General features: G+C 76.7%; 1 protein-coding gene and 1 pseudogene (1 of these 2 only partly in view). Both read left to right on the forward strand.

Annotated features, from left to right (window positions below):
- Nucleotides 1–13,367 carry the 3' end of a type I polyketide synthase gene (locus ACIQWA_RS37070; protein WP_402490576.1) on the forward strand. Its footprint begins 14,614 nt before the window's first position, so 13,367 of the gene's 27,981 nt are visible here — the last part of the coding sequence; the start codon falls outside the window, past its left edge; its stop codon occupies nucleotides 13,365–13,367.
- Between the two features lie 34 nt (nucleotides 13,368–13,401).
- Nucleotides 13,402–17,180: pseudogene (locus ACIQWA_RS37075) on the forward strand (type I polyketide synthase); the annotation flags it as partial.

The following is a 17,180-nucleotide window of genomic DNA, read 5'->3' on the forward strand; positions in this document are numbered from 1 at the left end:
CCCAGCAGCGCCTCCTCCTGGAGACGGCCTGGGAGGCCATGGAGCGCGCCGGCCTCGACCCGGCCACCCTGCGCGGCAGCCTCACCGGCACCTTCATCGGCGCCAGCTACCAGGACTACAGCCCCGGCGACTCCGCCCAGGACGGCGCCGAGGGCCACCTCGTCACCGGCACCATCCCGAGCGTCCTGTCCGGGCGGCTCTCCTACACCTTCGGCTTCGAGGGCCCGGCCGTCACGCTGGACACCGCGTGCTCCTCCTCGCTCGTCGCCCTGCACCTGGCCTGCCAGTCGCTGCGCAACGGGGAGAGCTCGCTCGCGCTCGCCGGCGGCGTCAGCGTGATGGCCACGCCCAACGCGTTCGTCGGCTTCAGCCGCCAGCGCGCCATGGCCGTCGACGGCCGCTGCAAGGCCTACGCCGAGGCCGCCGACGGCATGAGCCTCGCCGAGGGCGTCGGCCTCGTCCTGGTTGAGCGCCTCTCCGACGCCGAGCGGCTCGGCCACCCGGTGCTCGCCGTCCTGCGCGGCTCCGCCGTCAACCAGGACGGCGCCTCCAACGGCCTCACCGCGCCCAACGGGCCCGCGCAGCAGCGGGTGATCCGCGCCGCGCTCGCCGCTGCCCGGCTCGCCCCGGGCGAGGTCGACGCCGTCGAGGGCCACGGCACCGGCACCCGCCTCGGCGACCCGATCGAGGCCCAGGCGCTCCTCGCCACCTACGGCCAGGACCGCGAACTCCCGCTCCTGCTCGGCTCGGTGAAGTCCAACATCGGCCACACCCAGATGGCCTCCGGCGTGGCCGGCGTCATCAAGACCGTGCTCGCGCTGCGCAGTGGCGTGCTCCCGGCCAGCCTCCACATCGACCGGCCGTCCAGCCACGTCGACTGGACGGAGGGCGCCATCGAGCTCCTCGCCGAGGCGCGCGACTGGCCCGATACCGGGCGCCCGCGCCGGGCGGCCGTCTCCTCCTTCGGGCTGAGCGGCACCAATGCGCACGTGATCCTCGAACAGGCCCCGGCCGCTGCCGCGGCACCTTCCGTGGTGGCCGCGGCGCCGGCGGACGGCGACACCGTCCCGTTCGCGCTGTCCGCCCGCACCGAGGAGGCCCTGCGCGCCCAGGCCGGGCGGCTGCTCACCGCGCTCGACGAGCAGCCCGAACTGCCCCTCGCCGACCTGGCGTTCTCCCTCGCCACCACCCGCGCCGCGCTCGACCACCGCGCCGCCGTCACCACCGGCGACCGCGCCGAGCTGAGGCGCGCCCTCGCCGCCCTGCGCGACGGCCTGCCGGACGCCGCCCTCGTCACCGGCCGGGCGGCCGGCGGCGGCCTGGCCTTCCTGTTCACCGGCCAGGGCAGCCAGTACCCGGCCATGGGCCGCGAGCTGTACGACCGGTACCCGGTGTACGCGGAGGCGCTCGACGCCGTCCTCGCCCGCTTCGACCTCGGCTACGAACGGCCCGTGCGGGACGTCCTGTTCGCCGAGGAAGGACAGCTCCTCGACGACACGGGGTATGCGCAGCCGGCGTTGTTCGCGCTGGAGGTGGCGCTGTTCCGGCTGGTGGAGTCGTGGGGTCTGCGTCCGGACTTCGTGGTGGGGCATTCGATCGGTGAGATCGCGGCGGCCCACGTGGCGGGGGTCTTCTCGCTGGCGGACGCCTGCACGCTGGTGGCCGCCCGTGCCCGCCTGATGTCGGAACTCCCCGGTGGGGGAGCGATGGTGTCGGTCGAGGCCACGGAGGCGGAGGTGCTGCCGCTACTGACGGACGGCGTCTCCATCGCCGCCGTCAACGGGCCCAGGTCGGTGGTGATCGCGGGCGACGAGGACGAAGTCCTGCGCATCGCCGGGGAGTTCACCGAGCGGCGCACCAAGCGACTGCGCGTCTCGCACGCCTTCCACTCCCCGCACATGGAACCGATGCTCGACGCGTACACCCGCGTCGCCGCCACGCTCACCTACGACGCCCCGGCGATCCCGCTCGTCTCCACCGTCACCGGCGAGCTCGCCACCGCCGACGAGCTCGCCGCGCCCGACTACTGGGCCCGGCAGGTGCGCGGGACCGTCCGCTTCGCCGACGCCGTCCAGGCCCTCGCCGGCCACGGCGCCGCCGCCTTCCTCGAACTCGGCCCCGACGGCGTCCTCACCGCAGCCGCCCGCGCCACCCTCGGTGACGGCGCCCGGCTCACCGGTGTGCCCGCGCTGCGCCGCGGCCGGCCCGGCGTCCCGGCCCTCACGGCCGCGCTCGCCCGACTCGCCGTGGGCGGCCTGCGCCCGGACTGGGCGGCCTTCTTCGCCGGCACCGGCGCCCGCCGCGCCGACCTGCCCACGTACCCGTTCCAGCGGGAGCGCTACTGGCCCGAGGGCCGGCCGGCCGCGGCGGCCGGCGCCGACCCGGTGGACGCCGAGTTCTGGGCCGCCGTCGACCGCGGGGACCTCGCGGCGCTCGGCACCGGACTCGACCTCGACACCGACACCGTGAGCGCCCTCTCGGCCTGGCGCCGCGCCCGCCGCGAGCGCTCCACCGTGGACTCCTGGCGCTACCGCGCCTCCTGGACACCGCTCGACGCGACGGGCGCCGCCGCGGCCCGGCCGTCCGGCCGCTGGCTGGTGCTCACGTCCGAGGACGCGCCGTGGGTGGACGGCCTCGTCGACGGCACGACCCTGCGGGCCTGCGCCGACCGGGCCGCACTCGCCTCGGAACTGCGGTCGACCGAGGGGGAGTTCACCGGCGTCCTGTCCCTGCTCGCCCTCGGCGACGACCCGCTCGCCGCCACCGTCACCGCCGTCCAGGCCCTGGGCGACGCGGGCGTCGAGGCCCCGCTGTGGTGCCTCACCCGCGGCGCCGTCGCCACCGGCCGCTCCGACCGGCCCGCCGACCCCCGGCAGGCCGCCGTCTGGGGCCTCGGCCGCTCCGCCGCCCTCGAACTGCCCACCTGCTGGGGCGGGTTGATCGACCTGCCGGAGCAGCTCGACGACACCGCGCTGCGCCGGCTGGCCGCCGCCCTCGCCCGCACCGACGGCGAGGACCAGCTCGCCGTCCGTGCCTCCGGCACCTTCGCCCGGCGCCTGGTACGCCGCCCCTCGGGCGAGCGCGCCGCCGCCCGCCCGTACGCGCCCGCCGGCACCGTCCTGATCACCGGCGGCACCGGCGGCCTCGGCGGGCAGCTCGCCCGCCGCCTCGCCGCCCGGGGGGCCGAACACCTGCTGCTGCTCAGCCGCCGCGGCGCGGACGCCCCCGGCGCCGAGCAGCTGCGCGCCGACCTCGCCGCCCTCGGCGCCGACGTCACCCTGGCCGCCTGCGACGCCGCCGACCGGGACGCCCTCGCGGCCGTCCTCGCCGCCGTCCCCGCCGACCGGCCGCTCACCGCCGTCTTCCACACCGCCGGCGTCGTCGCCGACGGCACCCTCGACACCCTGACGGCCGAGCACTTCGCCGAGGTGTTCCGCCCCAAGGTCGATGCCGCGCACCACCTCGACGAGCTGACCCGCGACACCGACCTCGCCGCCTTCGTCCTCTTCACCTCCACCGCCGGCACCCTCGGCGCCGCCGGCCAGGCCAACTACGCCGCCGCCAACGCCCACCTCGACGCCCTCGCCGAGCAGCGCCGCTCCCGCGGCCTGCGCGCCACCGCCCTCGCCTGGGGCCCGTGGGCCGGCGACGGCATGGCCGGGGCCGGCGTCGAACAGCGGGTGCGCCGCGGCGGCTACGCACCGATGGCACCCGAGCGCGCCCTGGACGCCCTCGGCCAGGCCCTCGACCACGACGACACCGCGCTCACCGTCGCCGACATCGACTGGCAGCGCTTCGCCGCCGTCTTCGCCGCGCAGCGGCCCGTCCCGCTGATCTCCGGGTTGGCCGGGGCGGCCGGTCGTCCGGTTGCGTCCGCCGCCGACTCCGGCTTGCGGCAGCGCCTCGCCGACCTGTCCGAGCAGGCCAGGGAGCGCTTCGTCCTGGACTTCGTGCGCACCCGCGTCGCGGCCGTCCTCGGCCACGCCGGCGGTGAACGCGTCGGCGTCGACCAGCCCTTCACCGACCTCGGCATGGACTCCCTCACCACCGTCGAACTGCGCAACGCCCTCACCGCCGCCACCGGCCTCACCCTGCCCGCCACCCTCGTCTACGACCACCCGACCCCGGCCGACCTGGCCGCCCACCTCCTCGCCGAACTCCTCGGCACCCTCCCCGAGCCCGACCGGTCCCCGGCCGCGGGTGGCCTCGCCGACGACCCCGTCGTGATCGTCGGCATGGCCTGCCGCTTCCCCGGCGGCATCGAGACGCCCGAGGACCTCTGGCGGCTGCTCGGCGACGGCGCCGACGCCATCCGCCCCTTCCCGGCCGACCGCGGCTGGGACCTCGACGCCCTGGGCCGCGGCGGCTCCGCCACCCTGCACGGCGGCTTCCTGGACGGCGTCGGCCGCTTCGACGCCCGCTTCTTCGGCATCTCGCCCCGCGAGGCCCTTGCCATGGACCCCCAGCAGCGCCTGCTCCTGGAGACCTCCTGGGAGGCCCTGGAGCGCTCCGGCATCGCCCCCGACCGCCTGCGCGGCAGCGACACCGGCGTCTTCGTCGGCACCAACGGCCAGGACTACCTGACCGTGCTGCGCCGCGGCACCGCCGACGTCCGCGGCCACGCCGCCACCGGCAACACGGCGAGCGTCCTGTCCGGCCGCCTGTCCTACACCCTCGGGCTGGAGGGCCCGGCCGTCACCGTCGACACCGCGTGCTCCTCCGCCCTGGTCTCGCTCCACCTGGCCGCCCGCGCGCTGCGGGCCGGCGAGTGCTCGCTGGCCCTCGCCGGCGGCGCCTCGGTGATGTCCAGCCCGGACGCCTTCGTCGAGTTCACCGCGCAGGGCGGACTGGCCGCCGACGGCCGCTGCAAGCCCTTCGCGGACGGCGCCGACGGCACCGCGTGGTCCGAGGGCGCGGGCGTCCTGGTGCTGGAGCGGCTGAGCGACGCGCGCCGCGACGGGCACCCGGTGCTCGCCGTCGTGCGCGGCTCCGCCGTCAACCAGGACGGCGCCTCGAACGGGCTGACGGCCCCCAACGGCCGGGCCCAGCAGCGGGTGATCCGCGCGGCCCTCGCCGACGCCGGCCTGACCGCCGCCGAGGTCGACGCCGTCGAGGCGCACGGCACCGGCACCGCCCTCGGCGACCCGATCGAGGCGCACGCCCTGCTGGCCGCGTACGGGCGGGAGCGCTCCGAGGACCGGCCGCTCCTGCTCGGTTCGGTGAAGTCCAACCTCGGCCACACCCAGGCCGCCGCGGGCGCCGCCGGGGTGATCAAGACGGTGCTCGCGATGCGCGCCGGGGTGCTGCCCCGGACCCTGCACGTCGACGCGCCCTCCCGGCACGTCGACTGGACGGCCGGCGCCGTGGAGCTCCTGACGGAGGCCCGTGACTGGCCGCGGACCGGCCGTCCGCGCCGGGCCGGCGTCTCCGCCTTCGGCGTCAGCGGCACCAACGCGCACGTCCTGCTGGAGCAGGCGCCTGCGGCCGAACCGGTGGCCGCCTCCCAGGTGGCGGTGGGCGCCGCGCCGTGGGTCGTCTCCGCCAGGTCCGAGGCCGCGCTGGACGCTTCGCTCGCCCGGCTCGGTTCGGTCGAGGGGGCGTCCGCCCTGGACGTCGCCCACTCGCTGGCCGTCGGGCGGGCCTCGCTCGGGCACCGGGCGGTGCTGCTGGACGGTGTGGAGGTCGCGCGCGGGGTGGCGGGGGAGCCGTCGACCGCGTTCCTGTTCTCCGGGCAGGGCTCGCAGCGGCTGGGCATGGGACGGGAGTTGTACGCCCGCTTCCCGGTGTTCGCCGAGGCCTTCGACGGCGTCTGCGCCCGGCTGGACCAGCTGCTGGAGCTGCCGCTCCGGGACGTCGTGTGGGGGAGGGACGCTTCCCTGCCGGACCGGACGGACTACGCCCAGGCCGGGCTGTTCGCCGTCGAGGTGGCGTTGTTCCGGCTGCTCGGATCGTTCGGTGTGCGGCCGGAGTTCGTGGCCGGGCACTCGATCGGTGAGATCGTCGCGGCGCACGTGGCCGGGGTGTTCTCGCTGGAGGACGCGTGCGCGGTGGTGGCGGCCCGGGGCCGGCTGATGCAGGCGCTGCCGGAGGGTGGTGCGATGCTGGCCGTGCAGGCGAGGGAGGACGAAGTCCTGCCGTTGCTGGGCGAGTTCGTGTCGATCGCGGCGGTGAACGGGCCGACGTCGGTGGTGGTTTCGGGGGCGGAGGAGGCCGTCGCGGCGGTCGAGGCGCACTTCGCCGACCGGCGGACCACGCGGTTGCGGGTCTCGCACGCGTTCCACTCGCCGCTGATGGAGCCGATGCTGGCGGACTTCCGCGAGGTCCTGAACGGCCTGACCTACCAGGCCCCTTCGATCCCGGTGATCTCCAACCTGACCGGCGCCCTGGATGGCGACCTCACGACCCCCGACTACTGGGTGCGCCACGTCCGGGAGACCGTCCGGTTCGCCGACGGCATCCGGGCCCTGGCGGAGGCGGGAGCCACCGCGTTCCTGGAGCTCGGCCCGGACGGCGTCCTCGCCGCCCTCGCCGAGCGGGGGCTGGGCGAGGGCGGCGTCACCGCCTCCACCCTGCGCCGCGACCGGCCGGAGGAGCACTCGCTCGTGACGGGGCTGGCCCGCCTGCACGTGGTGGGCGTGCCGGTCGACTGGGCGCGGCTCTTCGACGGCACCGGCGCCCGCCGGACCGATCTGCCCACCTACCCGTTCCAGCGCGAGCTGTACTGGCCCGAGCGCGCACCCGAGCCCGTCGGCGCGAGCGACCCTGCGGACGCCGCCTTCTGGTCGGCCGTCGAGCGCGCCGACGCGGCGGAGCTGGGCACGACGCTGGGCCTGGCCGACGAGTCGTCGCTCGGCGTGCTGCTGCCCGCCCTCGCGGCCTGGCGCCGCCGCCGGACCGAGCGCACGGACGCGGACCGGCTGCGGTACCGGGCGGTGTGGAAGCCGTACGCGGCGCCCACCGGGCCGCAGGCTCTGCCGGGGACGTGGCTGGCGCTCGTGGCGGAGGGGCAGGACGACTCCTGGACGTCGGCGGTGCTCGCGGGTCTGGGGGCGGAGGTCGTGACGGTGGCGGGTGACGCCGTGAACTCGGCCCCGACCGCCGGGCCGCTCGCCGGTGTGGTGTCCCTGCTCGCCGCCGCCGGCGGCGAGCCCACCGGGCTCGCCCGGCCGGACGCCCTGCTCGCCGCCCTCGGTGAGGCCGGGGTCGAGGCCCCGCTGTGGTGCCTCACCCGGGGTGCCGTCGCCGTCGGTGAGATGGAGGCCCCGCAGGACGTCGCGCAGGCGGCGGTGTGGGGCATCGGCCGGGTGACCGCGCTCGAACTGCCCACCCGCTGGGGCGGGTTGATCGACCTGCCGGAGGAGCCCGACGCCCGTACGTCCGCTCGCCTGCGGGCTTTGCTGACGGCCGGGGACGGCGAGGACCAGCTGGCGCTGCGCGCTGCCGGAGCCTTCGCCCGCCGGCTCGTGCGTGCCACGACGGCCGACACGGCACGCCCGTGGACCCCGCGCGGTACGGTCCTGCTGGTCGGCGAGCCGGAGGGCCACGCGGCTCCCACGGCCCGCTGGCTCGCCCGGTCGGGTGCCGAGCACGTGGTGCTGCTGACGGGAGGGCCGGCGGCGGCCGGTGCGTCCGGGGCGCTCGATGCGGCCGATGCGGCCGGTGATCGGACGGGACCGGAGGAGAGGGAACTGCGGGCCGCGCTCGCCGAGTTCGGCGCCGAGCTGACCCTCGTCGCCGGCACGCCCGGCGACCGTGCCGCCCTCGCCTCCGTCCTTGAACTGCCGGACCTCTCCGCCGTCCTCTACACCGGCCGGTCCGCCGAGTCCGGTGACCCCCTGACCGGACTGCTCGCCGACCTCGGCGCGCTCGACGAGGCACTGGCGGACCGGGAGCTCGACGCCTACGTCCTGTTCGGGTCGATCGCCGGCACCTGGGGCGTGCAGGGCCGGGCCGACGAGGCCGCCGCCGGCGCCCTCCTCGACGCCGCGGCCCGGTCCCGCCGCGCCGCCGGGCGGGCCGCCACCGCCGTCGCCTGGGGCGCCTGGGCGGGCAGCACGCCCGACTCCCTGGCCGCGCACCTGCGGGCCAACGGGCTGCCGCCCGTCGCCCCCGACCGCGCCCTGACGGCCCTCGCCGCCGACCTCGACGGCTCCGCCGTCACCGTCGCCGACGTGGCGTGGGAGCGCTTCGCGCCCGCCTTCGCCGGAACCCGGCCGACCCGGCTCTTCGCCGACCTGCCCGAGGCCCGGGTGACCGCGGAGCCCGAGGAGGCGAGCTCCGGCAAGGCCGACGTGCTGCGCGACGGGCTGCGCGAGCGGTCGGCGGCCGAGCGCACCGAGGCACTGCTGGCGGTCGTCCGGGCCGAGTCGGCCGCCGTGCTCGGCCACGCCGACGCGGACGACGTGCCGTCCGGGCAGCCGTTCAAGGACCTCGGCTTCGACTCGCTGACCGCCGTCGACCTGCGCAACCGGCTCGCCGCCGCGACCGGCCTGCGCCTGCCCGCGACGCTCGTGTTCGACTACCCGACCCCGGCCGCGCTCGCCGCCTACCTCCGGGCCGAACTCTTCGACGAGGCCCGGGCGGTGGAGCGCCCGGCCGTCGCCGCCGACACCGACGACCCGATCGTGATCGTCGGCATGGGCTGCCGCTACCCGGGCGGCGTCCGTTCGCCGGAGGACCTGTGGCGGCTGCTGCGGGAGGGCACCGACGCGATCGGACCGTTCCCGGCGGACCGCGGCTGGGACCTCGACCGGCTCACCCACGGCGACCGCGACGGGCGCGGGCGCAGCGTCACCCAGCAGGGCGGGTTCCTGTACGACGCGGCCGAGTTCGACGCCGCCTTCTTCGGGGTCTCCTCGTACGAGGCGATGGTCGTCGACCCGCAGCAGCGGCTCGTGCTGGAGACCGCGTGGGAGGCGCTGGAGCGCGCCGGGATCGATCCGGCGGGCCTGCGCGGCGGCGACACCGGCGTGTTCATCGGTGGCGGCAGCGGCGACTACCGGCCGGCCGTCGGCCAGCTCGGGCACGTCGAGACCGCGCAGTCCGCGAGCCTGCTGTCCGGCCGGCTCTCCTACACCCTCGGCCTCGAGGGGCCCTCGGTCAGCGTGGACACCGCGTGCTCGTCCTCGCTGGTGGCCCTGCACCTGGCCGCCCAGGCCCTGCGCTCTGGCGAGTGCTCGCTGGCGCTGGCGGGCGGTGTGACGGTGATGTCGAGCCCGGTCGGGTTCGTCGAGTTCGGCGAGATGGGGGCGCTGTCCCCGGACGGGCGCTGCCGCACGTTCTCCGACGACGCCGAGGGCACCGCGTGGTCGGAGGGCGTCGGCGTCCTGGTGGTCGAGCGGCTCTCGGACGCCGAGCGCCGGGGACACCGGGTGCTGGCCGTCCTGCGCGGCTCCGCGATCAACCAGGACGGCGCGTCGAACGGCATCACCGCGCCCAACGGCCCGTCCCAGCAGCGCGTCATCCGGCGCGCCCTGGCCAACGCGGGCCTGACCGCCGCCGAGGTCGACGCCGTCGAGGCGCACGGCACCGGCACGAAGCTGGGCGACCCGATCGAGGCCCAGGCGCTCCTCGCCACCTACGGGCAGGAGCGCGAACGGCCCGTCCTGATCGGCGCGCTGAAGTCGAACCTGGGCCACACCCAGGCCGCCTCCGGCGTGGCCGGCGTGATCAAGATGGTGCTGGCCATCCAGCACGGCCTGCTGCCGCGCACGCTGCACGCCGGCACCCCGTCCTCGCACGTCGACTGGACGGCAGGCGCCGCCGAACTCCTCACCGAGGAGACCGCGTGGCCCGCCACCGGCCGCCCGCGCCGGGCGGGCGTCTCCGCCTTCGGCGCGAGCGGCACCAACGCCCACGTGATCGTCGAGGCGCCGCCCGCGGCCGAACCCGCCGAGGAGCGCCCGGACGACCGGCCGCTGCCCGTCCCGCTCTCCGCCGCGACGCCCGCCGCGCTGCGTGAGCAGGCCGCCCTGCTGCTCGGCCACCTCGCCGCGCACCCGGAGCTGACCGTCCGTGACCTCGGCCACTCGCTGGCCACCACCCGCACGCTGCTCGACCACCGGGCCGCCGTGCTCGCCGCCGACCGCGCCGAGCTGACGCAGGGCCTGCGAGCCCTCGTCGACGGCCAGGCCACGCCGCAGCTCGTCCAGGGCTCGGCCCTGGGCGGGAAGACCGCCTTCCTCTTCCCCGGCCAGGGCTCGCAGCGCCCCGGCGCCGGGCGGGAGCTGTACGCCGCCCACCCGGTGTTCGCCGACGCGCTGGACGCCGTCCTCGCCGGCTTCGAGGGACGGCTGGCCGGGCCGCTGCGCCCGGTGCTGTTCGCGGCGGAGGGTTCGGCGGAGGCCGCGCTCCTCGACGACACGGGGTATGCGCAGCCGGCGTTGTTCGCGTTGGAGGTGGCGCTGTTCCGGCTGGTGGAGTCGTGGGGTCTGCGTCCGGACTTCGTGGTGGGGCATTCGATCGGTGAGATCGCGGCGGCGTACGTGGCGGGGGTGTTCTCGTTGGAGGACGCCTGCACGCTGGTGGCCGCCCGTGCCCGCCTGATGTCGGAACTCCCCGGTGGGGGAGCGATGGTGTCGGTCGAGGCCACGGAGGCGGAGGTGCTGCCGCTGCTGACGGACGGTGTGTCCATCGCCGCCGTCAACGGCCCCCGCGCCGTGGTCCTCTCCGGGGACGCCGACGCCGTCGACCGCATCGCCGCGGGTTTCGCGGCCGACGGGCGCAGGACTAGGCGTTTGCGGGTGAGCCATGCGTTTCACTCCGTACACATGGACGCCATGCTCGACGACTTCGAGCGGACCGCCCGGGGCCTCACCTACGCGGCCCCGCGCATCCCGCTCGTGTCCAACCTGACCGGCTCCGTCGTCATCGGCGACACCGGGGAGCGGCTCGACGCGCGGTACTGGGTGCGTCACGTCCGCGAAGCCGTGCGCTTCGCCGACGGCGTCGCCGCCCTCAGCGCCCGCGGCGTGCGCCGCCACCTGGAACTCGGCCCGGACGGTGTGCTGTCCGCGCTCGTCCAGGCCGGCACGGCGGCGGACGCGGACCCGGCCCGTCCGGTGGTCACCGCCGGCGCGCTGCGCCACGGCCGCGACGAGCGCACGACCCTGCTCGCCGCCGTCGCCCGCCTGCACACCGACGGGCTTGCGCCGGACTGGTCCGCGCTCTTCGCCGGCACCGGCGCCCGCCGGGTCGACCTGCCCACCTACCCGTTCCAGCGGCAGCGCTACTGGCCCGAGCAGTCCGGCGGGTCGCCCGCGTCCCCCGACGGGGAGTTCTGGACGGCGCTGCGGACCGCGTCCTTCGACGCGCTGGCCGGCACCCTGGACGTCGACGGCGACGCCCTCGCCCAGGTGCTCCCGGCCCTGCGGGACTGGCACGAGCGGCGTGAGGAGCAGGCCGCGGTGGACGCCCGCCGCCGGCGGATCATCTGGAAGCCGCTCGACCGGCCGCGCGCCGCGGCCCCGGCCGGCACCTGGCTCGCCGTCGTGCCCGCCGGCCACGGCGACCCGGCCTGGACGGACGAGGTCCTCGCGGCGCTCGGCACGGGCGCCGTCCGGCTGACCGTCGAGGCCGACGCCGACCGCGCCGGTCTCGTCGGGCAGCTCGCCGAACTCCCGTACACGGCCGATGAGATCGCGGGCGTCGTATCGCTGCTGGCACTCGACGAGTCCACGGGCGGCAGCGCCCCCGCCGGCCTCGCCCGCACGGCCGCCCTGGTGCAGGCCCTCGGCGAGGCCCGGATCGGCGCCCCGCTGTGGTGCCTCACCCGGGACGCCGTCGCGGCCGCCCCCGGCGACCGCGTCACCGGCCTGGCCCAGGCCGCCGTCTGGGGCCTCGGCCGGGTGGCCGCGCTCGAACTGCCGCAGCGCTGGGGCGGTCTGATCGACCTGCCCGCGAGCCTGGACCGGCGCACCGCCGCCCTCCTGGCCGCCGTGCTCGCCGACCCGGACGGGGAGGACCAGCTGGCCGTCCGGCCGACCGGGATCCTCGGCCGGCGCCTGGCCGCCACGCCCGGCGGCGCCGCGAGCGATCCGGTGGACTGGGAGCCGACCGGCACCGTCCTGATCACCGGCGGCACGGGCGCGCTCGGCGCCGAGGTCGCCCGCGGCCTCGCCGCCGCCGGCGCCCCGCACCTGGTGCTGCTCAGCCGCCGGGGCCCGGACGCCCCCGGGGCGGCCGAGCTCCGCGAGGAGCTCACCGCCACCGGCACCGCCGTCACCCTCGCGGCCTGCGACGCCGCCGACCGGGAGGCACTCGCCGCCGTCCTGGCCGCCGTGCCCGCCGAACACCCGCTCACCGCCGTCGTCCACGCCGCCGGTGTGCTCGACGACGGCGTCATCGACGGCCTCACCCCCGAGCGCTTCGAGGCCGTCCACCGCGCCAAGGCCACCTCGGCGCTCCTGCTCGACGAGCTGACCAGGGATCACGACCTCGCCGTCTTCGCCCTGTTCTCCTCCGCCTCCGCGGCCGTCGGCAACCCCGGCCAGGGCAACTACGCGGCCGCCAACGCCGTCCTCGACGCCCTCGCCGAACGCCGCCGCGCCGACGGACTCGCCGCCACCTCCCTCTCCTGGGGCGCCTGGGCCGGCGGCGGGATGGCCGCCGACGCCCGGGCCGGCGAGGCCGCCCGCCGCACCGGCATCAAGCCGCTCGACCCGGCCGTCGCGGTCGCCGCGCTGCGCCGCGCCGTCCTCGACACCGCGCCGACCACGCTGGTCGCCGACGTCGACCCGGAGCGCTTCGTCCGCGCCTTCACCGCCGTCCGCCCGAGCCGGCTGCTCGCCGAACTCCCCGGCTACGCCGACGCGCAGAGCCCGGGCGAGGACACCGGGAACGGCCACGCGCTGCGCGTCGAACTGGCCGGACTCAGCCCGGCCCGCCGCGCCGCCGCCCTCCTCGGGCTGGTGCGCGGCCGGGCGGCCGAGGTGCTCGGACTGCCCGGCATCGAGGCCGTCGGCCCGGAGAAGGCCTTCCGCGACCTCGGGTTCGACTCGCTCGGCGCGATCGAGCTGCGCAACCGGCTCGGCGCCGCGACCGGCCTCGACCTGTCGCCGACGCTGGTCTTCGACCACCCGAGCCCGGCCGAGCTTGCCGCGCACCTGCTCGGCCTGCTGGTCGACGAGGGCGACGGCGGGGAGCCCGGCGACCCCGAGCGCGACCGCCTGCGGGCCCTCGTCGACTCCGTCCCGCTGGACCGGCTGCGGCGCAGCGGCGTGCTGGACGCCCTGCTGAGGCTCGCCGACGGTGCCGGGGGCGGTGCCGGCGGCGGCGAACCCGAGGAGGCCGACGCCATCGACGCGATGGACCTGGAGGACCTGGTGCAGGCCGCCCTGCGCAACGACCCCGACCACGCCCAGGACTGACGGAGCAGAGATGACCACGCCCCACGACAAGGTAGTCGCCGCTCTCCGCTCCTCGATGAAGGAGACCGAACGGCTGCGCAAGCAGAACCGCCGGCTCCTGGACGCGGCAGCCGAACCCGTCGCCATCATCGGCATGGGCTGCCGCTATCCCGGCGGCGTCGCCTCGCCCGAGGACCTCTGGGACCTCGTGGCGGGCGGCACCGACGCCACCGGCGGTTACCCGGAGGACCGCGGCTGGGACCTCGGCGCCCTGGCGGACGCCGGGGTCGACGAGCGCGGCACCCGCGTATCGCGGCGCGGCGGCTTCCTCGACTCGGTGTCCGGCTTCGACGCCGACTTCTTCGGCATCTCGCCGCGCGAGGCCGTCTCGACCGACCCCCAGCAGCGCCTGCTGCTGGAGACCTCGTGGGAGGCGTTCGAGCGGGCCGGCCTCGACCCGGCCGGCCTGCGCGGCAGCCGAACCGGCGTCTTCCTCGGCACCAACGGCCAGGACTACGCGTACCTGCTGGTGCGCTCCCTGGCCGACGCCACCGGCGACATCGGCACCGGCATCGCCGCCTCGGCGCTCTCCGGCCGCCTCTCCTACACCCTCGGGCTGGAGGGCCCGGCGGTGACGGTCGACACCGCGTGCTCGTCCTCGCTGGTCGCCCTGCACTGGGCGGTCCAGGCGCTACGGGCCGGCGAGTGCACACTCGCCGTCGCGGGCGGCGTCAACGTCATGGCGACGCCCGGCTCGCTCATGGAGTTCTCCCGGCAGGGCGGACTGGCCTCGGACGGGCGCTGCAAGGCGTTCGCCGACGGGGCCGACGGGACGGGCTGGGCCGAGGGCGTGGGCGTCCTGGTGCTGGAGCGCCTGTCGGACGCCCGCCGCAACGGGCACCGCGTCCTCGCGGTCGTCCGGGGCTCGGCGGTCAACCAGGACGGCGCGTCCAACGGCTTCACCGCGCCCAACGGCCCCTCGCAGCAGCGGGTGATCCGACAGGCGCTCGCCAACGCCGGGCTGGCGGCCGGAGAGGTCGACGCCGTCGAGGGCCACGGGACGGGCACGCCGCTGGGCGACCCGATCGAGGCCCAGGCGCTCCTCGCCACCTACGGACAGGGGCGCGAGGTCCCGTTGTTCCTGGGCTCGATCAAGTCCAACTTCGGCCACGCCCAGGCGGCGGCCGGGGTCGCGGGCGTGATCAAGATGGTGCAGGCGCTGCGGGCCGGCGTCTTGCCCAAGACGCTGTACGCGGACGCGCCGTCCTCGCGCGTGGACTGGTCGGCGGGGGCCGTCGAGCTGCTCACCTCGGCCCGCCCCTGGCCGGAGGTGGACCGGCCGCACCGCGCGGGGGTGTCGTCGTTCGGGATCAGTGGGACGAACGCGCACGTGATCGTCGAGGAGGCGGTGGAGGGGGCTCCCGAGGAGGGCTCTGCGGCTGACGGTCCGTCGGTGGTGCCGGGTGTGGTGCCGTGGGTGGTGTCGGCGAAGTCGCAGGCGGCGCTGGACGCGCAGTTGCAGCGGCTGGCCGGGGTCGGTGGTACTCCCGTCGACGTCGGGCTGTCGCTCGCGGGACGGTCGCGCTTCCGGCACCGGGCGGTGCTGGTGGACGGGGCCGAGGTTGCGCGCGGGGTGGCGGGGGAGCGGTCGGCGGCGTTCCTGTTCTCGGGGCAGGGGTCGCAGCGGTTGGGGATGGGGCGGGAGTTGTATGCCCGGTTCCCGGTGTTCGCGTCGGCTTTCGATGCCGTGTGCGCGGAGTTCGAGCCGGGCTTGCGGGAGGTGGTGTGGGGTGAAGATGCGGAGCTGCTGAATCGGACGGAGCATGCCCAGGCGGGGTTGTTCGCGGTCGAGGTGGCGTTGTTCCGGCTGCTGGAATCGTTGGGTGTGGTACCGGAGTTCGTGGCGGGGCACTCGATCGGTGAGGTGGCGGCGGCACATGTGGCCGGGGTGTTCTCGCTGGCGGACGCCTGCGCGCTGGTGCGTGCCCGTGGCCGTTTGATGCAGGCGCTGCCGGAGGGCGGTGCGATGCTGGCCGTGCAGGCGGCGGAGGACGAAGTCCTGCCGTTGCTAGGTGAGTTGGTGTCGATCGCCGCTGTCAACGGCCCGACGTCGGTGGTCGTCTCGGGTGCGGAGGAGGCGGTCTCGCGGATCGAGGCGCGCTTCGCCGACCGGAAGACCACTCGGCTGCGGGTCTCGCACGCGTTCCACTCGCCGCTGATGGACCCGATGCTGGCGGACTTCCGCGAGGTCCTGAACGGCCTGACCTACCGGGCCCCTTCGATCCCGCTGGTCTCCAACCTGACCGGCGCCCTGGACACGGACGTCACGACCCCCGACTACTGGGTACGTCACGTCCGCGAGACCGTGCGCTTCGCCGACGGCCTGCGCAGTCTGCGCGAGGCCGGGGCCACCGCCTTCCTCGAGCTCGGCCCCGACGGCGTCCTCGCCGCCCTCGCCCAGCAGGACGGCCACGACTTTGAGGCCCCCGCGCTCCCGCTGCTGCGCCGCGACCGGCCCGAGGAGCACACCCTCGTCACCGCGCTCGCCCGCCTGCACGTCTCCGGTGTCCCCGTCGACTGGGCGCGGCTGTTCGACGGCACCGGCGCCCAGCGCGCCGACCTGCCCACCTACCCCTTCCAGCACGAGCACTACTGGCCCGCCCTCGGCAACGGCGTCGGCGACGTCGCCTCTGCCGGACTGCTGGCGGCCGACCATCCGCTCCTCGGCGCCGCCGTGCCGCTCGCGGGCACCGACAGTGTCGTCTTCACCGGCCGGCTCTCACCCGGCTCGGCGGCGTGGGACGGCGACGCGGGCGTGTTCCCGTCGGCCGGGTTCCTGGAGCTGGCGATCCGGGTCGGCGACCACGTCGGCTGCGACCGGGTCGAGCGGCTCGCCGTGACCCGCCCGCTCGCCCTGGGTGGTGCGGGCGGCGGCACGGTGGTCCAGGTCCGGGCGAGTGCGCCGGACGAGTCGGGCGCGCGGACGGTGACGTTCTTCGCGAGCGCCGACGGCGGCCTGGACGAGCCGTGGACCGAGCACGCCACCGGGGTGCTGACCACAGGAGCCCGGGCCGCGCACTTCGATGCGGCCGTCTGGCCACCGACCGGTGCGGTCGCGGACGGCGCCGGTGTCTGGCGGCGTGGCGAGGAGACCTTCGTCGAGGCCGACCTCCCGGCCGAACTGGCAGGAGCGGCGGCCGGGTTCGGCCTGCACCCGGCGCTGTCGGCCGCCGTCCTGCGGGCGGACGGCCGGGGGCTCGTCCCCGTGGTCTGGTCCGGGGTGTCGCTGCACGCCACGGGTGCCACGGTGGTGCGGGCCCGGCTGGTGCGGACGGGCGCGGACACGCTGTCACTGGCCCTCGCCGACGCGGCGGGTGACCTCGTGCTGTCGGCCGAGACGGTCGAGCTGGGCGAGCCGGCCGCCGCCGCCCACGGGACGAACGGCTCGCTGCTGCGGCTGGAGTGGGTCGCTGCCGCGCCCACCCGGCCGGTCAGCGTCCGGTCCGTGCAGGTCGCGACGCTCTCGGAGGTCGGCGACGACGTGCCGGGGGCCGTGGTGGTCCCGGTGGCGGGCGGTTCGGCGCCGGCGGACGTGCACGAGGTGACGGCGTGGGCGCTGGGCCTGGTGCAGGAGTGGCTGGCGGAGCCGCGCTTCGTCGACGCGCGTCTGGTCTTCGTCACCCGGGGAGCCGTGGCGGGTAGTGAGGTGTCGGACCTCGTCGGCGCGGCCGTGTGGGGCCTGGTGCGGGCGGCGGAGTCCGAGAACCCGGGCCGGTTCGTGCTCGTGGACACGGACGGCGAGCTGCCGCTGGACGCCGTGCTGGCCGTGGGCGA

This window comes from Kitasatospora sp. NPDC098652 (assembly GCF_044760155.1).
In the GTDB taxonomy this organism is placed as follows: Bacteria; Actinomycetota; Actinomycetes; order Streptomycetales; family Streptomycetaceae; genus Kitasatospora.